An 18,980-nucleotide genomic window follows, 5' to 3' on the forward strand; every position below is an offset into this window, starting at 1 on the left:
ATGCGCCTGGGGGCGGACCACGTCCGCGTCCGCGTCCCCGCGACGAGCGCCAACCTCGGTCCGGGGTTCGACGCGCTCGGGGTCGCGCTCACGCTGCACGACGAGCTCGAGGTCCGCGCGCTCGGCACGCCGGGCGTCACGGTCGAGGTGACCGGCGAGGGTGCGGGCGAGGTGCCCGACGACGAGCGGCACCTCGTCGTGCAGGCGCTGCGCACCGCGCTCGACCACGTCGGCGCCCCGCTGACCGGCCTCCATCTGACGTGCCGCAACGCGATCCCGCACGGGCGCGGCCTCGGGTCGTCCGCGGCAGCCGTCGTCGCCGGGATCGTCGCGGCGCGCGCGCTCGTCGCGGACCCCGACGCGCTCGACGACGACACCGCGCTCGCGCTGGCCACCGCGATGGAGGGCCACCCGGACAACGCCGCGCCCGCGCTGCTGGGCGGCGCGACCGTCGCGTGGAGCGACACCGGGACGGGCGCGGTGCAGGCGGCCCGCATCGCGGTGCACGACGACGTCGTGCCGGTCGCCGTCGTCCCCGGCACCCACCTGTCGACCAAGGCGGCCCGCGGCGTCCTGCCCGCGACCGTGCCGCACGCCGACGCCGCGTTCCAGGCCGGCCGTGCGGCGCTGCTCGTCGAGGCGCTCGGGCGGCGCCCCGACCTCCTGCTCCCCGCGACCGAGGACCGTCTCCATCAGCAGCAGCGGCGCGCGGTCATGCGCGACTCGCTCGCGCTGGTGGACGTCCTCCGGGCCGCGGGCGTCGCGGCCGTCGTCTCGGGCGCCGGTCCGACGGTCCTGGCCCTCGCGCGCCGCACGGGGAAGACGACGGGCCCCGACCGTGTTGAGAGGGTGAGCACGGACGCCGACGACGCCCTGACCGCCGCGTTCGGCGGTGTCATGGGCGGCTGGCGGATCCTCCCGCTCGCGGTCGACACCGAGGGCGCCCGCGCCGAGCGCGTGTCGTCGAGCCGCCCGATCGGGTGAACCGCGACACCAGCGCTGCGGCGGACTCCGGGTCGCACCGACAGTGATAACATCGACGCGTTCCCCGGACCTCGTCCTCCGGGCCGCCCGCGCCGTTCGTCGCCCGGGCGATTCCCTCGAGTCGACCCCCCGGGAGCGCTCCAGCCCACGCGCGCAGATGTCGCAGACGTCGTCGTACGCGCCGTGCCGCTCCATCACCGTCCCCGGTCGTCTGACCGGGGCCCGGCCGCACCCCGTCCCCGTGGGGTGGGCCACCGACGAGGGGAAGGGTCCTTCGTGACAGACACCATCGATCCCGCCGTGACGACCTCCGGCGGGTCCGCCCGCGCCGGCTCGATCACCGCGCTGCGCCTGCCCGAGCTGCAGGCGCTCGCGTCCGAGCTCGGCGTCAAGGGCACCTCGAAGATGCGCAAGGGCGACCTGGTCGACGCGATCAACGCCGCCCGCGGGGGCAACCGCTCCCGCGCGCTCGACGAGCCGCGCCGCACCGAGTCGGTCGCCGTGGCCGACGCCCCGCCCGCGCGGGAGCGTCGCCGCCGTGCGCCGCAGGCCGCCGCGCAGGACGCGTCCGCCGCCGCACCCGCCGCTGAGCGCGAGCAGGCCCGCGAGCAGGGCGACGACCAGCCGCGTGCCGAGCGCGAGCCCCGCACCGAGCGCGAGCCCCGTGCCGAGCGGGAGCCGCGCGGTGACCGCGAGCAGCAGGAGCGTCCGCGCCAGGACGCGCTCGCCGGCCTGGAGGCCGCGCTCGACGCGCGCCTCGCCCCGGCCGAGTCGCGTGACGACCGTGCCGCTCGGGCGACCGACGCCGTGCAGGGCGAGCGCCGCTCGCGCCGCTCCGGCCGGGGCCAGGGTGCCCCCGAGGACCAGCGCCGCGACGACGAGAACCGTCAGCAGGGCGGCCAGCAGCAGGCCCCGCAGGGTCAGGGCCAGCAGGGTCAGGGCCAGCAGGGCGGCAACCGCCAGGGCAACCAGAACCAGAACCAGAACCGGGACCAGTTCGGTCCGGACGACGACGAGCGCGGCGGTCGCCGCCGTCGCTCGCGCGACCGCTACCGCGACCGGGACCGCAAGGGCCGCCGCGGCCGCGGTGGCCAGCCCGACGTGTCGGGCCTCGACGACATCGAGGTCACCGAGGACGACGTCCTGCTGCCCGTCGCGGGCATCCTCGACGTGCTGGACTCGTACGCGTTCGTGCGCACGACCGGCTACCTGCCCGGCGCGAGCGACGTGTACGTGTCGCTCAACCAGGTGAAGAAGTCCGGCCTGCGCCGCGGCGACGCGATCACCGGTGCGGTCCGCCAGCCCCGTGAGGGCGAGCAGCCGCCGCAGGGCAACCGGCCGAGCAAGTTCAACGCGCTCGTGCGGCTGGACACGGTCAACGGCATGGCGCCCGAGGAGGCGCGCGACCGCCCCGAGTTCACCAAGCTCACGCCGCTGTACCCGCAGGAGCGCCTGCGCCTCGAGACCGAGCCGACGCGTCTGACGCCCCGCGTGATCGACATCGTCGCGCCCATCGGCAAGGGCCAGCGCGGCCTCATCGTCGCGCCGCCCAAGGCGGGCAAGACGATCATCATGCAGCAGATCGCGAACGCGATCACCGCGAACAACCCCGAGGTCCACCTCATGGTCGTGCTCGTCGACGAGCGCCCCGAGGAGGTCACGGACATGGAGCGGACGGTCAAGGGCGAGGTCATCGCCTCGACGTTCGACCGCCCCGCCTCCGACCACACGATCGTCGCGGAGCTCGCGATCGAGCGCGCCAAGCGCCTGGTCGAGCTCGGCCAGGACGTCGTGGTGCTGCTCGACTCGCTGACCCGTCTGTCGCGCGCGTACAACCTGGCCGCGCCGGCATCGGGCCGCATCCTGTCCGGTGGTGTCGACGCCTCGGCGCTCTACCCGCCGAAGCGCTTCTTCGGTGCCGCGCGCAACATCGAGAACGGCGGCTCGCTCACGATCCTCGCGTCCGCGCTCGTCGAGACCGGCTCCAAGATGGACGAGGTCATCTTCGAGGAGTTCAAGGGCACCGGGAACATGGAGCTGCGGCTCTCCCGGTCGCTCGCGGACAAGCGGATCTTCCCGGCGGTCGACGTCAACGCGTCGGGCACGCGCCGCGAGGAGATCCTCATGTCGCAGGACGAGCTGAAGATCATCTACAAGCTCCGCCGCGTGATGGGGGCGCTCGACCAGCAGCAGGCGATCGAGCTGCTCATCGGCAAGCTGCGCGAGACCAAGTCGAACGTCGAGTTCCTGCTCCAGGTGCAGAAGACGACGCCCGGCGGACCGATCGGCGACGGCGAGGTCGGCCGGACGGTCTGACGCCCGCACCACTCTCGACGGCCCCGCGCTCCCGACAGGGACGCGGGGCCGTCGTCGTTCCCGGCGGGGTCGGGTGTGGTGCGCGGACCCCCCGCGGTGCCGCCGAGGCGGACGATTGTCTGGGACGGTGCACGCTCCTACGATCGATCGCGGAAGGCCCGCCGCCCGCTCGGGGCGACGCGGATCGAGGTGCGGGACCCATGGTTGACCTCGAGCAGTCCGGCCCGATCGACTACGTCGTCGTCGAGTTCCCGCCGGGTGGTCTCCGAGGCGACGCCTTCCCCCTCCTCACGGACCTCGTGGACCGCGGCGTGATCCGCGTCCTCGACCTCACCGTGGTCGGCCGGGACGCCGAGGGCGCCTTCGCCGTGCTGGACGTCGAGGAGCTCTCCGCGCGCGGCGTCGACCTGACGCTCTTCCACGGGGTCACGCACGACGTGCTCGACGACGACGACCTGCGCGACGTGGCGCGTCGCGTCCTGCCCGGGTACTCGGTGGCGGTCCTCCTGTTCGAGAACGTGTGGGCGGCGCCGCTCGCGACGACGCTGCGCCACAACGGGGCGCAGCTGCTCGACAGCCGGCGGTTCCCGGTGCAGGCGATCCTCGCGAAGCTCGACTCGATGGCCGGTGCGGCCCCGCCGGCGGCCCTGGGCGACGCGCCCGCCTGACGCCCCGGCCGGACCAGGACGGCCCCGCGCTCCCCGGCGGAGGGAGGCGGGGCCGTCGGCTCCCGGCGCGAGCGGAGTCAGGCCGGGAGCGGAGGCCGGCAGCGGACCAGCTCGAGATCCGCGCCGGCGACGACGTCGAGGGAGCCCGCAGCGTGCGGGACGACGAGCGTCGCCCCGGCGCGCAGCGGGGTGCGGGTGCCGTCGGCGGCCACGAGCGTGCCGGTGCCGGCCGTGACGACGACCACGGCGAACGACGACTCCCACCGGTCGTCGCCGCGCACGCGGTCGGCGCGGAAGAACGCGGCACCGCCCGGGAGCAGGGAACCGACCGTCGACGCGTCGGCCTGCACGAGCCCGGCGACCTCGTCGGACGACCAGCCCCGACGGTCCACGGCCCGCAGCGCGGTGGCGTGACCGAGCCCGAGGTGCCCGTCGCGCGGACCGTCGATCGCGAAGCCGTCCCACTCGAGCAGGATCGACAGGTCGGTGGGCTCCTGGAGCTCGACGACGAACGCGCCCGCACCGATCGCGTGCGGGAGCCCGGCGGGCACGAGCACCGCGTCGCCCGTGCGGACGTGCAGGCGGTGCATCGCGCCGAGCATCGCGGCGGTGTCCTGCGTCGCGACCCAGCGGTCGAGCTCGTCGGCGGTGACGTCGCGGGCGAACGCGAGGTGGACGTCGGCGTCGGCGAGCGCGATCCACGCCTCCGTCTTGCCGTGCGCGAGGCCGAGGTGCTCGCCCGCGAACGGGACGTCGGGGTGGGCGTGCACGGGCAGCCGCTCGCCGGCGTCGAGGAGCTTGACGAGCAGCGCCGTGTCGGGCCCGGACGCGGCGACGTGCTCGGCGCCGAGCCAGTGCACCGGGTCCGCGGCGACTGCGTCGGCGAGCAGGTCCCCCCGGGGGAGCGGCGACAGCCCGAGCGTCGGCTCCCCGAAGAGCGTGGTCGTCGAGCCGACCCAGTCCTCGGGCACGCGCTCGCTCGTCACGGGCTCGCCGCGGAACTCGGCGATGCGCGCACCGCCGCGGTAGAAGCGCTCGGGCGGCTGGTTCGCGGGCAGCGTCACCGGATGCGTGGGCCGGACGTCCGCCGACGCGTCGGCGGTCGGGCCGGCGGTTGAGTCCGCGGCGGTCGGGTCGGCGGCGGGGCGGGTCGTCACGCGTCCTCCTGGTCGGCCGCCGGGACGACGGCGATCGTCACGCCGGTGCGCCACGACGCGCCCGGCTCGAGCAGCGGTGCACCGGCGTGCGGCGCGTCGCGCTCGGCGCCGAGCAGCGGGGCGTTGGTCGGTTCGACGCCGAGCACCCACGCACCCGCGGCGGGCCAGGCCCACGTGCAGAGGCGGGGGAGGGTGTCGCCCGTCCAGCGGACCTCGACGTCGACGCCGTGCCCCGTGCCGGTGAGCCGCGCGACGGGCGTGCGGGGGCGGTGCTCGGCGACGACGGCCTCCGCTCCGGGGGCCGGGTCGGGCAGCACGAGCGGGGACCGGCCGGGCGGCAGGGCGTCGCGGACGGCGGGCGGCGGGGCGCCGACGAGCAGGCGGGCGCCGGGACGCAGCAGGGGTGCGCCGAGGTTGACGTGGTACAGCAGGGGGACCCCGACGGCCGCGTGGCCGTCGTTGCGCACGACGTCACGCACCTCGACGGCGGGGGTGCCGGTGCGGGCGACGATCTCGCGCGAGACGACGAGCCTCGTGCCGTACAGCGTCGAGTGGCCGACGTCGCCGCGGACGTGCACGGCGACCTCGTCGCCGTCGCGCTCGCGCCACCAGCGCACGTCGGTGGCCCGGGTGAGGTGGTGCGTGCCGTGCTGGCCCGACGCGCCGCGCGGCGCGCCGATGTTGTCCGGCCCGCACGTCGCGAGCAGCCCGCCGAGGAACCGCTCCTCCCAGCCGTACCCGGGGCCCGGGTCGACGAGGTGCGGCGACCGCCACGCGACGGGCACGCCGGCCCACCACGCGGCGCCGAGGTCGAGGCCGCAGTCGGGCAGGACGTCGAGGTGCAGGCCGCCGTGCAGGCGCAGCGACAGGACGCGCGACCCGTCGGCGCGCCGGGCCTCGTCGACCGACGCGACCCCGTCGGCGAGCCCGACGAGACCGTCGTCGAGCAGGCGCCCGGCCCCGCCCGACGACGCAGGGCGTGAGGTCGTGCCGGGCGCGAGCGAGACGGGCGCGTCCCGGTCCGGCGCGAGCGTGCCCGTCGCGCCGGTGCCGGGCGCCGTCCCGCCCGTCCCGCTCACGCCCGCCCCGCTGCGGCGAGGAAGCCGCCGACGAACGTGTCGCCGAGCCCGATCGTCGTGGGCGCGGCGGTGTCCAGCGCGAACGCGGGGACGCACACCGCGCTCGGGAGGACGGACTCGAGCGCCGCGGCGAAGGCGACACCCTCGGGCTGGGGCGTGGTCGTGCCGGTCGCGGCGTAGTCGTCGGGCGTGAAGCCGTCGCCGTGCACGTACCGCGTGCCGGCCATGGTGATGCCGCCGAGCAGGGGTGCGCGGTACCGCTCGGCGTCGCCGCCGTGTGCGAGCGCCCAGTGCTTGGTGTGCACGACGCGTGTGGGCGCGGGCACGACGGACGCGAGCTCGACGAGGGCCGCGGCGACGTCGTCGGCGTCGAGCAGGTCGACCGTGCGGCCGAGCCAGGACTGCAGCTCGTCCTCGTTCATGGCGTAGACGTCGACGAGCCCGGACAGCTCGTCGCGCACGCGCCGGGCGAGCGCGGGCACGTGGTAGCCGGCGTCCTCGAAGTAGGCGAGCGCGCCGGGCGCCAGCCGCTGGAGGCCCTTGCGGACGTCGGCGAGCCGGTGCTCGAGCGTCTCGGCGTCCTGGATGACGTTGAAGCCGGACACGAGCACGACGTCGGCGTCGGCCATCGCGTCGGGCAGGCCGGGGTGCAGGAGGAGCTCGCGGTTGGGTGGGTCGTTGACGTAGATGATGCGGTTCGGGTGCGGCGCCACGACCTCGTCGGACCCGACGCGGATCGTCGTCCCCGCGGGGAACTGCACGATGAGGTGCGGGTCGAGGCTGTCGGACTCGGCGCTGCACAGGTACGACGTCGACGCGGGCAGCAGGCGCCGCACGTGGTCGTCGATCGAGACCAGGTGGACGGTCGACGCGAGGCCGAGCACGTCCATCGCGATCGCGGCCCGCACGCACGTCCCGCCGAGGGTCACGCGGACGGGGAAGTGCCCCGCGAACGCCGCGACGATGTCGGAGGAGGCGACGAAGCGCTCCCCGCCGACACCGTCGCGGACGAACGCGAGCAGCGTGCGCAGCAGGTCCCGCTCGGAGCCGATCGGCACGTGCACGTCGAGCTCGTCGGGTGTGATCGCGTGCTCGGCGACCAGCCGGTCGAGGACGTCGGGCGTCCACGCGAGCTCGTAGTCGACGGTGCCGCCGAGGCCGAGGACGTAGCGCGTGCTCATGGGACCTGCCGTTCGGTGCGGGTGCTGACGCGGGCTGCGGGTGAGGGAGGGGACGTCAGTAGAGGGACGCCTTGCCGGCCGCGTCGAACAGGTCGATCTTCTGCGCGGCGACCTCCTTCATGGCGGCGATCGCGGGCGGCTGGATCGTGTTGGGCTCGCGCAGCGTCGCGTCGGCCAGCACCTCGCGCATCTTGTCGTGGTAGACGACCTTGATGTCGCTCGAGATGTTGATCTTGTTGACGCCGAGCTTCACGGCCTGGCCGATCTCCGCGTCCGGGTTGCCGGAGCCGCCGTGCAGCACGAGCGGGATGGGCAGCAGGGCCTTGATCTCCTGCAGCAGGTCGAGCTTGAGCTCGGGCTTGACGTGCTTGGGGTAGAGGCCGTGCGCGGTGCCGATCGCGACGGCGAGGCTGTCGACGCCGGTGCGCTCGACGAACTCCACGGCCTCGGCCGGGTCGGTGTAGGTGATCTGCGAGACGGCGACGCCGTCCTCGGCCTGCTCGTCGAGCTTGCCGATGGTGCCGAGCTCGCCCTCGACGGACAGGCCGACCGCGTGCGCGGTGTCGACGACGCGCTTGGTGATCGCGACGTTCTCCTCGAACGGGAGCATCGACGCGTCGATCATCACCGAGGTGAATCCTGTCTGGATCGCGGTGAGCGCCTGCTCGTAGGTGCCGCCGTGGTCCCAGTGGATCGCGACGGGCACGGACGAGCGGTGCGCGCGGTGGATCAGCGCGGGCAGCAGGTCGTGGCCGATGTGGCTGACCTCGTCGGGGTGGATCGCGACGATGAGCGGCGCCTGCCGGTCCTCGGAGATCTCGAAGATCCCCTTGCCCATCGCCCAGTCGCTGATGTTGAACGCGGGCACCGCGAAGTTGTGCTCGTTCGCGACTGCCAGCAGGCGGGTGCCGTTGATCAGCATGGGGGTGTTCTCCTTCGGTGTTCTTGCGGGTCGTGCAGCGGTATTCCAGGGGAGGAATCTGGCGGGAATCGGTCAGATCTTCACGGCGCCGGCCGTCATCCCACCGATGAAGAATCGCTGGAAGAACAGGAAGAGCACCAGGACGGGAATGCATCCGAGAATGCTCATCGCCATCATCTCGTTCCATTCGTACGAGTGCTGGCCCATGAGGAGCTGGATGCCGATGGGGACCGTGCGCATGTCCTCGGTCCGGGTCAGGGTGAGCGCGAAGAGGAACTCGTTCCACGCGATCATGAAGGTGTAGATCCCGACCGACACCAGGCCGGGCACCGAGATGGGGACGAGGATTCGCCACAGCGCGGTCATCGGACCGGCGCCGTCGACCTTGACGGCCTCGTCGAGCTCCTTCGGGAGCGTGTTGAAGTACCCGGTCATCATGATGATCGCGTAGGGCAGCGTGAACACCATGTACGTGAGGATGAGGCCGGGATAGGTGTTGTAGAGCTTGAGCGCCACCACCAGGCCGAAATACGGGATCAGCAGCGTGATGGGCGGGACCGCCTGCACCGACACGACGACGACGTTGATCGTCTTCTTCCCCCAGAAGTCGTAGCGGCTGAACGCGTAGGCGGCCAGCACCGCGACGACCAGCGTCAGCAGCGTCACGGAGATCGCCACGACGTAGGAGTTGAGGAAGAACCGCAGCTTCACCGGGTCGGTGAGGATCGTCGTGTAGGCGTCGAACGAGAAGCCGTCCGTGATCAGCCGCGGCGGGTACGCGAAGATCTCCGGGTTGCGCTTGAACGAGCTCGACAGCATCCACAGCACGGGCAGCGCCGAGAAGCACGCGCCGACGACGAGCGCCGCGATCACCGCGATCTTGCGGCCCGTCTGCTTCGGCGCCGTCCGGAGCGGGGGCCGGTCGGTCGTCGTGGCGACCGTGGGAGCCAGGGTGGTCATGGTCAGTCCCTCGCCTTCTGGTGCCGGACGTAGAAGAACGCCAGGACCATGGAGAGCAGCAGCACGACGACGGCCGCGGCGGACGCCACCGAGAAGTCGTACTGGGTGAACGCGAGCTTGTAGGTGAAGGTCGAGAGCATCTCGGTGGACGTGATCGGGCCGCCGCCGGTCGTCATCCAGATGAGCGCGAACTGCTGCGTCGTCCAGATGAAGTCGAGCAGCGCCATCGAGACGATGATCGGGCGGAGCTGCGGCAGGGTGACGTTGCGGAACTGCCCCCACCAGCCGGCGCCGTCGACGCGGGCCGCCTCGTACAGGTCGCGGGGGATGCCCTGGAGACCGGCGAGCAGGCTGATCATGAAGAACGGGTACCCGGACCAGATGTTGATGAACGTGACGGCGCCGAGCGCGGTCGACGGGTCCGACAGCCACTGCGTCTGCCCGTCGGTGAGCCCGAACGTGCCGAGCAGGTAGTTGACGACGCCGTTCGGGTTGAGCAGCAGCCGCCACAGCACCGCGATGATCGCGACGGTGAACAGCCACGGCAGCACGTACAGGACACGGAAGAACGCCTTGACGCGGTGGCTGAGCAGCGGGGTGTTGAGCAGCAGCGCGAACGCGAGCCCGATGACGAAGTGCGCGACGACCGACCCGACCGTGAAGACGAGCGTGTTGCGCACCGCGACGGTGAACACCGGGTCGGTGAGCACCTCGAGGTAGTTCTGGAAGCCGACGAACGCGGGGTTCTTGTTCGTGATGACCCGGTCCATCAGGGAGTACTGCACGACCATGACGATCGGGGTGACCATCAGGACGATCAGCAGCACGCCGGTCGGGGTCAGGAACCCGTAGGGCGTGAACCGGGCCCGCAGCTGCGCGAGCGTGAGCCCGCGGCGGGGTGCCGGTGCCCCGCTGGGTTCCGGTCCCGCGGCGACGGCGACCGGGTGGTCGTCCGTGCGCGCCCGGGTGGGGTGGGACGTGATCACTGGCTGTCTCCTCGGGGGATGGGGCCGCGCCAGGCGTTCGGGGGGTCGACCTGGCGCGGCCGGTCCGGGTCAGGGGTGGTGCGCCCCTAGAACTCCGCTTCCCACTTCTCCTGGGCGGCCGCGAGGGCCTCGTCGACGGTCTGGTCGCCCTGCAGCGCGCGCTGCAGCTCCTCGCTGAAGTCGCGCATGAGCTGCTCGGCGACGGGCAGGCCCGTGAACTCGTTGGCCGGGTAGCCGTTCTGGTAGATCTCGAACGCCGTGCCGAAGAGCTCGTCCTCCTCGACGAAGTCCGGGACCGACTCGGTGTTGCCGGGGAACGCGTGCGCGATCGACGACAGCTGCGAGTTCGTGTCCTTGCTCATGAGGAACTCGACGAGCTTCCAGGCCTCGGCCTTGTGCTCGCTGTTCTCGGAGATGCCGATGCCCCACGAGGCGTAGGGGATGCCGCGCTCGCCGGTGTACCCGTCCTCGGCCGGGATCGCCGAGATGCTGAACTTCAGGTCCGGGTTGGCCTCGCGGATGGTGTTCACGTGCGCGAGCGAGTCGATCATCATGCCGACCCGGCCGTTGGTGAACTCCTCGACCTTGTCCTGCTCCTTCATGGTGAAGGCGCCGGGCGAGACGACGCCGGAGTCCCACAGGTCCGCGACGAACTCGACGCCGCTGGAGACGTCGGGGTTGTCGACGAGTGCGGGCTGACCGTCCTTCAGCATCGAGCCGCCGGACGCCCACACCCACGACATGACGTCGTTCTGGACGCCGTTGGGCGCCTCGAGCGACAGCGGGAGGACCCAGCCGTACGTGTTGTTGCCGAGGCCGGTGATCTTCTGCGCCGCGTCGGCGAACTCGGTGCGCGTGGCCGGGGGAGCGGCGACACCGGCCTGCGAGAGCACCGCGTCGTTCGTGAACATCGGGTACACGAAGTTCACGACGGGGATCATGTACGTCGACCCGTCGACGGCGACCTGGCTGACCAGCTGGCTGTCGTCGTACCCGGCGTCGGACATGATCGACGACAGGTCGGCGATCGCGCCCTGCTTGGCGAAGTCGTTGACCCACGCGCCGTCGAGCCCGACGACGTCGGACATCGTCCCGGCCGCGGCGCCGGCGATCACCTGCTCCTTGGTCGAGGCGTACGGGCCGCTGAGGAGCTCGACCGTGATGCCGGGGTTGGCGTCCTCGAACTCGTCCATGAGCGCGCGGAACTCGCCGTCGGGGAGCTCCGGCTCCCACCACTGGGAGAACTCGAGCGTGACGTCGCCGCCGCTCTCCCCGTCGCCCGAGCCGCCGGACCCACCGCCGCTGCACGCGGTCGCCACCAGCGCGACCGCGCCGAGCGTCGCCACAGCTCGTGTCATCCGAGCTCCGTTGCCCATGACCCACCTCATCTCGGTTGCCATCGTGAGTGCCGCTTCATGCGGACTCTTGCGCACATCTGCGTGTTTCAAGACCGTACTTGCGCCCCCGGATGTCGTCAAGCGCCGGGTTTGCGAGCGGTGATGTGCGGGGCGCCGACGATTACCGCAGGCCATCGCCGCAGGTCGTGGACGTATCAGTGCCCTGAACTGGGCGGGCGTCCGCGGGAACGCTCCCATCTGCGGGTTCCTGCGGCGACGCGCAACGCCGCAGACAGTCGCAAAAGTACGCACCGGTGTGCTACAAGTTCCTGCATGACTTCCTCGACCGCCACCGACGCCGGGAGCACCGCGCGGCGGCTCCCGGCCGGGCGCAAGGCCGAGCTCGCCGCGTACGTGGCCGAGGTCGGCGAGGTGACCGTCGCGCAGCTCGCCGACCGCTTCGACGTCTCCGCCGACACCATCCGCCGGGACCTCGACGCGCTCGACGCCGACGGCGTGCTCATCCGCACGCACGGCGGTGCGGTCAGCACGTCCGCGATCCCGCGGCCCGACACCGGCCTCGACGTCCGCATGCGGCTGCAGACCACAGCGAAGGAGCGCATCGGCGCGCTCGCCGCGACGCTCGTGCACGACGGGTTCGCGATCGTCGTCAACGCCGGCACCACGACGCTCGCGCTCGCACGGCACCTCGCCGACCACAGCGACCTCACGATCGCGACCAACAGCCTGCGCCTCGCGACCGAGATCGCGCCGAAGGTCTACCGCGACCTCTACGTGTTCGGCGGGGCCGTGCGCGCGAGCGCCCAGGCCACGGTCGGCCCGGTGCGGCTCCCGGCGCTCGCGGGAGGTCCCGAGCTCGACATCCGCTGCGACCTCGCGATCATCGGGGTGGGCGCGGTCGCGGTCGACGCGGGCTACTCGACGAGCAACCTCGCCGAGGCGCAGATGATGGGCGACATGATGGACCGCGCCGCGTGCGTCGCCGTCCTTGCGGACTCCTCGAAGTTCGGCCGCCGGCTGTTCGCGCAGATCGCCGACCTCGGCCGCGCCGACTACCTCGTCACGGACGTCGCGCCGCCGCACGACCTGCACGACGCGCTCCGGGCACGGGACGTCGAGGTCCTCGTCGCGGCAGACTGAGCCGTCGGGGCAGCAGGGCGCCGGTCGTCGGTCCGCCCGTCCGCGGGACGCCTCGCCGGAAGGGGAGCGCGATGGTCGACGAGGTGCTGGCCGGGCGCGTGCGCGCGCTCGTCGGGGCACGGGTGCCCGTGGTGGAGCGACGGATGTTCGGCGGGGTCGCGTTCCTCGTCGGCGGGCACATGGCCGTGGGCGTGAGCGGTCGCCAGGGCGCGGTCATGGTCCGCGTCCCGGCCGAGGAGACCGCGCGCCTGCTCACCGAGCCCGGGACCAGGCCGTTCGTCATGAACGGCCGCCACGCCGCCGGCTGGCTGCTCGTCGAGCCGTCCGCCGTCGAGGACGACGACGACCTCGCGCCGTGGGTCGACGCGGGTGTCGACCATGCGCGGTCGCTCCCGCCCAAGCCGGGCGCGGAGGACTGACGGACCTGCGCGCCCCGCCGGCACGGCCGCGACGGGTCGGCCGCGGCGGACCGGCCGGGCCGTGGCGGCTCGATCGCGTCAGGTCCGCGGCGTGAACGCGTCGGGCGCGGCGTTCGGGACGCGGTCGCGCCCCGGCCAGCGCTGCTGGTAGGTGCGGCGCCGACCGCAGCGGACGCACGTCGCCGTGCGCAGCGTGGACGTACCGGGGACAGGGGTCTTGCCGTCGGGGTCGCCGCGGAAGACGTGCAGGCACACCGTCATTGGTGCTCAGCTCCTCGTGAGAGTGCTCGTACCGTCCATCGTCCTCGGGCGCTCGGGGCGGCGCGCACGTCTCGCGGAGGGCGACCGGGTCAAATCCACGATGTGAGATCCGACCGACGGAAACGCGCTGACCAGCAGCGACGCGGTTGCTCCGAACGGGTCGGTGGCGCACGGTCCCCCGCCGGGCACCGCGTGCGCGCCGCTGCTAGCGTGCCCGGTATGAACCGGTACGCGTGGGGACGTCCGGCAGCGGGCGTGATCGGGCTGGTGGTGGCAGCGGCAGCGCTCGTCGCGTGCGCGGCGGGCGAGGAGCCCGCCGACGCGGTCGGCACGTGGGGCGAGGACGCCGAGGGCGAGCCGCAGCTCGTCATCGACGAGGACGGCACGGTCTCCGGCACGGACGGGTGCAACCGGATCACCGGCACCTGGTCCGAGGGCGAGGACCAGGACGTCACCTTCGGGGACCTCGCTGTCACGCAGATGGCGTGCGAGGGCGTCGACGACTGGTTGTCAGGGGCGTCCACGGGCGAGGTCGAGGGCGACGAGCTCGTGGTCTACGACGCGTCGGGCGAGCAGATCGGCACGCTGAGCCGAGGGGCCTGACCGTCGGGGTGTGTCCCGGCCGGGCGTGCGCCCGTCGGGAAGATTTCGACGCCCGTCGGCGTTCTGGCACAATCGTCTGTTGGTCTGCGGTTCACCCGTGCGCGCAGCGCGCCGGGACCCGGGGACACCCCAACAAGGAGAAGCCCTGTGAAGTCTGACATCCACCCGGAGTACGTGGTCACCGAGGTCACCTGCACCTGCGGCAACACGTTCACCACGCGCTCGACCGTGACGAGCGGCAAGATCCACGCCGACGTCTGCAGCGCCTGCCACCCGTTCTACACGGGCAAGCAGAAGATCCTCGACACCGGTGGCCGCGTCGCCCGGTTCGAGGCGCGCTACGGCAAGAAGTCGGCCAACTAGCACCTCCGCAGCGCCGGTGCCCGGCCGCGGACGACTGCCCTCCATGGCAGTGTCCGCCCGGGTACCGGCGCTGCTGCGTTGTGCGCCCGGCCCGACGCCGGGACCCGTGACCGGCCGCCGGAGGAGCCACCACCCATGAGCGAGGCGAACGCCGCCGCCCAGCCCCTGCTCGACGAGCACGCCCAGATCGAGGCGCAGCTCGCCGACCCGGCCGTGCACGCGGATGCCGCGCTCGCGCGCCGCCTGGGCCGCCGGTACGCCGAGCTGGGACGCGTCGCGCAGGCCTACCGCGCGTGGCGGGCCGCCGCCGACGACGCCGAGGCCGCCGCCGAGCTCGCCGAGGTCGACGACGCGTTCGCCGCCGAGCTGCCGGGGCTGCAGGAGGCCGCGCGCGCCGCCGAGACCCGGCTGCGCGACGTGCTCGTCCCGCGCGACCCCGACGACGCGCGCGACGTCATCCTCGAGATCAAGGCCGGCGAGGGCGGCGAGGAGTCGGCGCTGTTCGCGGGCGACCTGCTGCGGATGTACACGCGGTACGCCGAGCGCATGGGCTGGCAGACGCAGGTGCTCGAGTCCACGGAGTCCGACCTGGGCGGGTTCAAGGACGTGCACCTGTCCGTCAAGGCGCGCGGGGCCGTCGCCCCCGAGGACGGCGTCTGGGCGCACCTGAAGTACGAGGGCGGTGTGCACCGCGTGCAGCGCGTCCCGGTCACCGAGTCGCAGGGCCGCATCCACACCTCGGCGGCGGGCGTCCTCGTGCTGCCCGAGGCGGAGGACGAGGGCGAGGTCGAGATCGACCCGAACGACCTGCGCATCGACGTCTACCGCTCGTCCGGCCCGGGCGGGCAGTCGGTCAACACGACCGACTCCGCGGTCCGCATCACGCACCTGCCCAGCGGCATCGTCGTGTCGATGCAGAACGAGAAGTCGCAGCTGCAGAACCGCGAGCAGGCGATGCGCGTGCTGCGCGCCCGGCTCCTCGCCGCGCGGCAGGAGGAGGCCGCGGCCGCCGCGTCGCAGGCCCGCCGCTCGCAGGTGCGCACCGTCGACCGCTCCGAGCGCATCCGCACCTACAACTTTCCGGAGAACCGGATCGCCGACCACCGCACCGGCTACAAGGCGTACAACCTCGACGCCGTGCTCGGCGGCGACCTCGGCGCGGTCGTGCAGTCCGCGGTCGACGCCGACGAGGCCGCGCGGCTCGCGTCCGCCGGCGACGCGGGGGAGTCGTGACGACCGCACCGCCCACGCCGGGGCTGCGCGCGCTCGTCGACGGCGCCACGCGTGTGCTCGCCGAGGCGGGCGTCGGGTCGCCGCGCGTCGACGCGACCGCGCTCGCCGCGCACGCGCTCGGGCTGGACCGCCTCGACCTGGTCCTCGCACCCCCGGTCCCCGACGGCTTCGCGGAGCGGTACGCGGTGCTCGTCGACCGGCGCCGGCGTCGCGAGCCGCTCCAGCACATCGTCGGCAGCACGACGTTCCGGTGGCTCACGCTGCACGTCGAGCCCGGCGTGTTCGTGCCGCGGCCCGAGACCGAGGTGGTCGCGCAGGTCGCCGTCGACGAGGCCGCGCGCCTCGTCGCGACCGGTGCCGCGCCCGTCGTCGTCGACCTGTGCTGCGGCGCGGGCGGGCTCGGGCTCGCCGTCGCGACCGAGGTGCCCGGCAGTCGCGTCGCGGCCGTCGACGCGTCGCCCGCCGCCGTCGCCCTCACCCGGCGGAACGCGACCGATGCCGGTGCCGACGTGCGCGTCGAGCTCGGGGACGTCCGTGACCCCGCGCTGCTCGCCGACCTCGCCGGGAGCGTCGACGTGCTCGTGTCGAACCCGCCCTACATCCCGCCCGACGCCGAGCCGGTCGACCCGGAGGTGCGGGACCACGACCCCGACCTCGCGCTCTACGGGGGCGGCGCCGACGGCCTCGACGTGCCCCGCGCGGTCGTCGCCGCCGCGCTGCGGCTGCTGCGCCCGGGCGGCCTGCTCGTGATGGAGCACGCCGAGGTCCAGGACGCCGCGGCCCGCGACGTCGCGCACGCGACCGGCGGCTTCGTCGACGTGTCGAGCCGCCCGGACCTGACCGGCCGTCCCCGCATGCTCGTGGCGCGCCGAGGCGTCGCCGGGGGAGCCGCGGACGTCCCCACGGGCACGTCCGGGACCGTCCTGGACGGACAGCCGGACGTGGGAGACTCCCCCTCGTGAGCGAGCGCATCCTGCCGGCGTCCGATCCGTCCACCTGGGGTCCCGCGATCGACGAGGCGGTCGCTGCGGTCTCCCGCGGCGCCCTCGTCGTCCTGCCGACGGACACCGTCTACGGCATCGGTGCCGACGCCTTCACCCCGCCCGCGGTGCAGGCCCTGCTCGACGCGAAGGGCCGCGGCCGGCAGATGCCGCCGCCCGTGCTCATGCCCGACGTCCGCACGCTCGACGGCCTCGCCACCGAGGTCTCCGCGGAGGCGCGCGCGCTCGCGGAGGCGTTCTGGCCCGGCGGGCTCACGCTCATCGTGCGCGCCCAGCCGTCGCTCGCGTGGGACCTGGGCGAGACGCACGGCACGGTCGCGCTGCGCGTGCCCGACCACCCGAGCGCGCTCGCGCTGCTGCGCCGCACCGGCCCGATGGCCGTGTCGAGCGCCAACCGGACCGGGTCGCCGGCCGCCGTCACCGCGCAGGACGCGTTCGACCAGCTCGGCGACGCCGTCGCCGTCTACCTCGACGCGGGTGACGCGCCCGGTCAGGTCGCCTCCACGATCGTCGACGCGACCGGCCCGACCCTGCGGCTCGTGCGCGCCGGTGCCCTCACGCTCGAGCAGCTCGCGGAGGTCGCCGCCGTCGAGCCGCCTGCCCCGCCCGCGGAGCCCGGCCCGTGAGGGTCTACCTCCTGGCGCTGTTCGTCGCGGCCTCGGTCACGTTCCTCATGACGCCGCTCGCGCGCTGGTGCGCGCTGCGCTGGGGTGCGATCACCGCGGTCCGCACGCGGGACGTGCACGCGATCCCGACCCCGCGGCTCGGCGGGATGGCGATGTTCGCCGGCATCCTCGTCGCGCTGCTCGTCTCGAGCCGGATGCCGTTCCTCGCGGGCGTGTACGACAACCCCCACCCGATCGTGGGCATCGTCGGCGGAGCGGCGCTCGTGGTCGCGCTCGGCGTCGCCGACGACATCTGGGACCTCGACTGGCTCACCAAGCTCATCGGCCAGGTGCTCGCCGCCGGTTTCCTGACCTGGCAGGGCGTGATCCTCTACCAGCTGCCCATCGCCGGCACGACGCTGCTGTCGAACCGCACCTGGGTCGTCATCACGATCCTCACCGTCGTCGTCGCGATGAACGCCGTGAACTTCGTCGACGGGCTCGACGGCCTCGCCGCGGGCGTGCTCGCGATCGGCGGCGCCGCCTTCTTCCTCTACTCGTACCAGCTCATCGTCGACGTCCGCCGCGACGACTACGCGAGCCTCGCGACGCTCGTGCTCGCCGTCCTCGTCGGCGCGTGCCTGGGATTCCTGCCGCACAACCTGTACCCCGCGCGCATCTTCATGGGCGACTCCGGGTCGATGCTGCTGGGCTTCGTGATGTCCGCCGCCGCGATCGTCATCACGGGCCAGATCGAGCTCGAGAGCGTCATGGACCGGCAGAAGTTCCCCGCGTACCTGCCGATGCTGCTGCCGTTCGCCGTGCTCGTGCTTCCGCTGCTCGACATGGCGCTCGCCGTCCTGCGGCGCGTCGGCCAGGGGAAGTCGCCGTTCCACCCCGACCGCATGCACCTGCACCACCGCCTGCTCGCGCTCGGCCACTCGCACCGGCGCTCGGTCGCGATCATGTACGTCTGGACGGGCGTCTTCGCGTTCGGCGTCGCCGCGCTCGTCGTGTGGTCGACGACGGCCGTGCTCGTCGCGTTCGGCGTCGGCGTGCTGGCCGCGACCCTGCTCACCCTCGGTCCCCTGCGGGACCGGTCCACCGCCCCACCCCTGGAGACACCGTGACGACCGACCCGGCCGACCGCCCCGACGTCCCCGAGCCCGCCACGACCGCCCCCGCGCGGCAGCCCGGCACCACGGGAGCCGCGGCGGACGCCGTCTTCCGCACCGCGCTGCGCGACACGCTCCTGCTCCTCGGTGCGCTCACCGTCCTCGGCGTCGGCATCGGCTGGCTCGTCGCGGGCCTGCCCGGGGTGTGGGGCGCGCTCATCGGTGTCGGGCTCGCGCTCGTGTTCTCGGGCACGACCGTCGTGTCGATGCTCGCCACGTCGCACTCGTCGCCGCAGAAGATGGCGGCCGTCGTCATGGGCGCGTGGCTCGGCAAGGTGATCGTCGTGATCGTCGTCCTCGCGCTCCTCCGCGACCTCGACTTCTACTCGAAGCCGGTCCTCGCCGCGGTGCTCGCGGCGGGCGTCCTCGGGTCGGCCTACCTGGACTACCGGGCGGTCTCGCGCGGGCGCGTCCCGTACGTCGAGCCCTCCGCCTGACACCCGCTCCCCGCCTCTCGCGCGCCTCGCGCGCGGGGGCGGCAGCACGTCGTCCGGGCCCGCCCGGACCCGCCACGCGGGCGCGCTCCGCCGGATGGGTCGAAGGTCCCCCGGGGAGGGCGGACGGCGGTG

The 18,980-nt window shown here is 73.5% G+C and carries 20 protein-coding genes; 12 read left to right on the forward strand and 8 right to left on the reverse strand.

Features of this window, described 5'->3' with window-relative positions:
- The 3 genes from thrB to KOV94_RS08910 all read left to right on the forward strand — a co-directional run bounded on the left by thrB (window position 1) and on the right by KOV94_RS08910 (window position 3,968).
- Window positions 1-984: a homoserine kinase gene (gene thrB / locus KOV94_RS08900; RefSeq protein ID WP_124341919.1), complete on the forward strand. Its 984-nt coding sequence runs from the start codon at window positions 1-3 to the stop codon at window positions 982-984.
- 276 nt (window positions 985-1,260) lie between these two features.
- Window positions 1,261-3,300, forward strand: a complete 2,040-nt coding sequence (gene rho, locus KOV94_RS08905; protein ID WP_218051835.1) for a transcription termination factor Rho — start codon at window positions 1,261-1,263, stop codon at window positions 3,298-3,300.
- A 200-nt stretch (window positions 3,301-3,500) separates the two neighbouring features.
- Window positions 3,501-3,968: a DUF6325 family protein gene (locus KOV94_RS08910; RefSeq protein WP_124344686.1), complete on the forward strand. Its 468-nt coding sequence runs from the start codon at window positions 3,501-3,503 to the stop codon at window positions 3,966-3,968.
- Between the two features lie 77 nt (window positions 3,969-4,045).
- Here the strand turns inward: KOV94_RS08910 and KOV94_RS08915 are convergent, their stop codons facing one another.
- From KOV94_RS08915 to KOV94_RS08945, 7 genes are all read right to left on the reverse strand, one after another.
- Window positions 4,046-5,125 carry a class I mannose-6-phosphate isomerase gene (locus tag KOV94_RS08915; RefSeq protein ID WP_308160453.1) on the reverse strand — a complete coding sequence of 360 codons (1,080 nt, stop codon included), beginning with the start codon at window positions 5,123-5,125 and terminating at the stop codon, window positions 4,046-4,048.
- The gene (locus tag KOV94_RS08920; protein WP_218051836.1) at window positions 5,122-6,204 is read right to left on the reverse strand and encodes a DUF4432 family protein; all 1,083 of its coding nucleotides are present in this window, start codon (window positions 6,202-6,204) and stop codon (window positions 5,122-5,124) included. Before KOV94_RS08920 ends, KOV94_RS08915 begins: the two co-directional genes overlap by 4 nt.
- Window positions 6,201-7,385 carry an ADP-dependent glucokinase/phosphofructokinase gene (locus tag KOV94_RS08925; RefSeq protein ID WP_218051837.1) on the reverse strand — a complete coding sequence of 395 codons (1,185 nt, stop codon included), beginning with the start codon at window positions 7,383-7,385 and terminating at the stop codon, window positions 6,201-6,203. Before KOV94_RS08925 ends, KOV94_RS08920 begins: the two co-directional genes overlap by 4 nt.
- Window positions 7,386-7,440: 55 nt before the next feature.
- Window positions 7,441-8,307 carry a ketose-bisphosphate aldolase gene (locus tag KOV94_RS08930; RefSeq protein WP_124342293.1) on the reverse strand — a complete coding sequence of 289 codons (867 nt, stop codon included), beginning with the start codon at window positions 8,305-8,307 and terminating at the stop codon, window positions 7,441-7,443.
- Window positions 8,308-8,379: 72 nt separating this feature from the next.
- The gene (locus KOV94_RS08935; protein ID WP_225916299.1) at window positions 8,380-9,267 is read right to left on the reverse strand and encodes a carbohydrate ABC transporter permease; all 888 of its coding nucleotides are present in this window, start codon (window positions 9,265-9,267) and stop codon (window positions 8,380-8,382) included.
- A 2-nt stretch (window positions 9,268-9,269) separates the two neighbouring features.
- Entirely contained in the window at window positions 9,270-10,253 is a 984-nt protein-coding gene (locus KOV94_RS08940) for a carbohydrate ABC transporter permease (RefSeq protein WP_235843385.1), read from the reverse strand.
- An 86-nt stretch (window positions 10,254-10,339) separates the two neighbouring features.
- The gene (locus KOV94_RS08945) at window positions 10,340-11,611 is read right to left on the reverse strand and encodes an ABC transporter substrate-binding protein (protein ID WP_225916300.1); all 1,272 of its coding nucleotides are present in this window, start codon (window positions 11,609-11,611) and stop codon (window positions 10,340-10,342) included.
- Window positions 11,612-11,923: 312 nt separating this feature from the next.
- Here KOV94_RS08945 and KOV94_RS08950 point away from each other — a divergent pair, with 312 nt between their 5' ends.
- Both KOV94_RS08950 and KOV94_RS08955 read left to right on the forward strand, forming a co-directional pair.
- Window positions 11,924-12,751, forward strand: a complete 828-nt coding sequence (locus tag KOV94_RS08950) for a DeoR/GlpR family DNA-binding transcription regulator (protein WP_218051838.1) — start codon at window positions 11,924-11,926, stop codon at window positions 12,749-12,751.
- Window positions 12,752-12,822: 71 nt separating this feature from the next.
- On the forward strand, window positions 12,823-13,170 hold the full coding sequence (locus tag KOV94_RS08955) for a TfoX/Sxy family protein (protein WP_124342290.1): 348 nt from the start codon (window positions 12,823-12,825) through the stop codon (window positions 13,168-13,170).
- 78 nt (window positions 13,171-13,248) lie between these two features.
- On the opposite strand, the gene KOV94_RS08960 is transcribed toward KOV94_RS08955, so the two are convergent.
- Window positions 13,249-13,431 carry a hypothetical protein gene (locus KOV94_RS08960; protein WP_124342289.1) on the reverse strand — a complete coding sequence of 61 codons (183 nt, stop codon included), beginning with the start codon at window positions 13,429-13,431 and terminating at the stop codon, window positions 13,249-13,251.
- A gap of 219 nt (window positions 13,432-13,650) precedes the next feature.
- On the opposite strand from KOV94_RS08960, the gene KOV94_RS08965 reads away from it, so the two are divergent.
- From KOV94_RS08965 to KOV94_RS08995, 7 genes are all read left to right on the forward strand, one after another.
- Window positions 13,651-14,034, forward strand: a complete 384-nt coding sequence (locus KOV94_RS08965; RefSeq protein WP_225916301.1) for an META domain-containing protein — start codon at window positions 13,651-13,653, stop codon at window positions 14,032-14,034.
- Between the two features lie 147 nt (window positions 14,035-14,181).
- Window positions 14,182-14,397 carry a 50S ribosomal protein L31 gene (rpmE, locus tag KOV94_RS08970; RefSeq protein WP_124342288.1) on the forward strand — a complete coding sequence of 72 codons (216 nt, stop codon included), beginning with the start codon at window positions 14,182-14,184 and terminating at the stop codon, window positions 14,395-14,397.
- Between the two features lie 135 nt (window positions 14,398-14,532).
- A complete protein-coding gene (gene prfA / locus KOV94_RS08975; protein WP_218051839.1) occupies window positions 14,533-15,630 on the forward strand; it encodes a peptide chain release factor 1 in 1,098 nt (365 codons plus the stop codon).
- Window positions 15,627-16,592, forward strand: a complete 966-nt coding sequence (gene prmC, locus KOV94_RS08980; protein WP_308160456.1) for a peptide chain release factor N(5)-glutamine methyltransferase — start codon at window positions 15,627-15,629, stop codon at window positions 16,590-16,592. The genes prfA and prmC overlap by 4 nt, the downstream gene beginning before the upstream one ends.
- Window positions 16,589-17,257: an L-threonylcarbamoyladenylate synthase gene (locus KOV94_RS08985; RefSeq protein ID WP_124342286.1), complete on the forward strand. Its 669-nt coding sequence runs from the start codon at window positions 16,589-16,591 to the stop codon at window positions 17,255-17,257. The genes prmC and KOV94_RS08985 overlap by 4 nt, the downstream gene beginning before the upstream one ends.
- Window positions 17,254-18,366 carry an MraY family glycosyltransferase gene (locus KOV94_RS08990; protein ID WP_124342285.1) on the forward strand — a complete coding sequence of 371 codons (1,113 nt, stop codon included), beginning with the start codon at window positions 17,254-17,256 and terminating at the stop codon, window positions 18,364-18,366. Before KOV94_RS08985 ends, KOV94_RS08990 begins: the two co-directional genes overlap by 4 nt.
- Window positions 18,363-18,848: a Cg1360 family ATP-synthase-associated protein gene (locus KOV94_RS08995; RefSeq protein ID WP_371852342.1), complete on the forward strand. Its 486-nt coding sequence runs from the start codon at window positions 18,363-18,365 to the stop codon at window positions 18,846-18,848. The genes KOV94_RS08990 and KOV94_RS08995 overlap by 4 nt, the downstream gene beginning before the upstream one ends.
- Window positions 18,849-18,980: the final 132 nt, after the last annotated feature.

Origin of the sequence: Cellulomonas algicola (genome assembly GCF_019024305.1) — a bacterium.
GTDB classification, from domain to species: Bacteria; Actinomycetota; Actinomycetes; order Actinomycetales; family Cellulomonadaceae; genus Cellulomonas; species Cellulomonas algicola.

What these genes read in the sequence shown, in the direction of transcription:
- KOV94_RS08910 (WP_124344686.1), top strand. Translation starts at nt 3,501, where the DNA reads ATGGTTGACCTCGAGCAGTCCGGCCCGATCGACTACGTCGTCGTCGAG.
- KOV94_RS08960 (WP_124342289.1), bottom strand. Translation starts at nt 13,431, where the DNA reads ATGACGGTGTGCCTGCACGTCTTCCGCGGCGACCCCGACGGCAAGACC.
- KOV94_RS08930 (WP_124342293.1), bottom strand. Translation starts at nt 8,307, where the DNA reads ATGCTGATCAACGGCACCCGCCTGCTGGCAGTCGCGAACGAGCACAAC.
- KOV94_RS08925 (WP_218051837.1), bottom strand. Translation starts at nt 7,385, where the DNA reads ATGAGCACGCGCTACGTCCTCGGCCTCGGCGGCACCGTCGACTACGAG.
- prfA (WP_218051839.1), top strand. Translation starts at nt 14,533, where the DNA reads ATGAGCGAGGCGAACGCCGCCGCCCAGCCCCTGCTCGACGAGCACGCC.
- KOV94_RS08955 (WP_124342290.1), top strand. Translation starts at nt 12,823, where the DNA reads ATGGTCGACGAGGTGCTGGCCGGGCGCGTGCGCGCGCTCGTCGGGGCA.
- KOV94_RS08945 (WP_225916300.1), bottom strand. Translation starts at nt 11,611, where the DNA reads ATGACACGAGCTGTGGCGACGCTCGGCGCGGTCGCGCTGGTGGCGACC.
- thrB (WP_124341919.1), top strand. Translation starts at nt 1, where the DNA reads ATGCGCCTGGGGGCGGACCACGTCCGCGTCCGCGTCCCCGCGACGAGC.
- KOV94_RS08965 (WP_225916301.1), top strand. Translation starts at nt 13,651, where the DNA reads ATGAACCGGTACGCGTGGGGACGTCCGGCAGCGGGCGTGATCGGGCTG.
- KOV94_RS08935 (WP_225916299.1), bottom strand. Translation starts at nt 9,267, where the DNA reads ATGACCACCCTGGCTCCCACGGTCGCCACGACGACCGACCGGCCCCCG.
- KOV94_RS08950 (WP_218051838.1), top strand. Translation starts at nt 11,924, where the DNA reads ATGACTTCCTCGACCGCCACCGACGCCGGGAGCACCGCGCGGCGGCTC.